The sequence below is a fragment of the Streptomyces nanshensis genome (genome assembly GCF_001751255.1).
Taxonomy (GTDB): Bacteria; Actinomycetota; Actinomycetes; order Streptomycetales; family Streptomycetaceae; genus Streptomyces; species Streptomyces nanshensis_A.
In genome coordinates this window covers 4,804-5,871 of record NZ_LJGW01000213.1, presented here as the reverse complement: position 1 = coordinate 5,871, position 1,068 = coordinate 4,804, and the positions used below count along the sequence as shown (strand labels likewise).

At 75.7% G+C, this 1,068-nt stretch carries 1 protein-coding gene; it reads left to right on the top strand.

Annotation, left to right across the window (positions count from 1 at the left end):
* Nucleotides 1–232: 232 nt before the first annotated feature.
* Nucleotides 233–1,068, top strand: an 836-nt coding sequence (locus AN218_RS36645; protein ID WP_244900414.1) for an FGGY-family carbohydrate kinase, incomplete at its 3' end; no start/stop codon positions are given.

Sequence of the window (1,068 nt, the reverse complement as noted above, 5' to 3'; positions counted from 1 at the left end):
GGCCCGAGGCGCCGCAGACCGACCCCGGCCGGGAGGTCGTCCCCGCCGAACTCGCCGCGCCGCCGGCGCGGTTGCACCGCGGCCACCGGTCGCGCGGGTGGCCCGCAGCGGACGGCTGACACCGTGAACTCCGGTGCGGACAGGGGCGGTTGGGAACGTCACCGAGACGGACGAGGAGGCCGCGACGGGAGAGCGGAGGGGAGCGGACGGGTAAGGACGGAGGGGAGGTGACATGACCAGCGACCTGAACCCCCGCGCCGGAAACGGCCCCCGCACCCGTGCCCGCACGCCGCTGCTCGCCGGCATCGACATCGGCAGCACCCACTGCAAGGCCCTGCTGTGCACCCCCGACGGCACCGTGCTGGCACGCGCCCAACGCGTCACGCCCCGCGATCCCGGTGGACTGACCCATGACGCCGAGGAGTTGACGGACACGGCACTGCGCGCGCTCACCGACTGCGTACGGCAGGCCGGACGCGCCCCCGACACGGTCGGACTGACCGGCATGGCCGAGACCGGTGTGCCGCTCGACCGGCACGGCGTACCCATCGGCCCCGTCCTCGCGTGGCACGACCCGGCGCCCGCCGCTCACGCCGAAACGTTGCGCCGCAGGTGCGGAGGGGCCGAACTGCACGCGCGTACGGGCGTGTTGCCCAGCGCCAAGGTCCCCCTCGCCCGCTGGTGCTGGCTGCGCGAACACCACCCGGAGCGGCTCAGCAGGATGCGGCAGTGGGCGGGCGCCGCGGATCTGGTGGCCCGAGCCCTGACCGGACGGGTCGGCACCGACGCCACGTTCGCCCAGCGGACCATGGCCTGGGAACCGGCGTCGCAGGGCTGCGGACAGGGCGTGTGGAACGCGGAACTCCTCGCCGAGGCGGGGCTGACTCCCGCGCAGATGCCGCACGTTCACCCGCCGGGACGTCCCGTGGGCGCCGTGTCCCGCTCGGTGGCGCGCCGGCTCGGGCTGCGCGCGGGCGCGCACGTCGTCGTCGCCGGCCACGACCATCTCGTCGGCGCGTGGATCGCGGGTGCCCGCCACGCCGGTCTCGCCGCCGACTCCATGGGCAC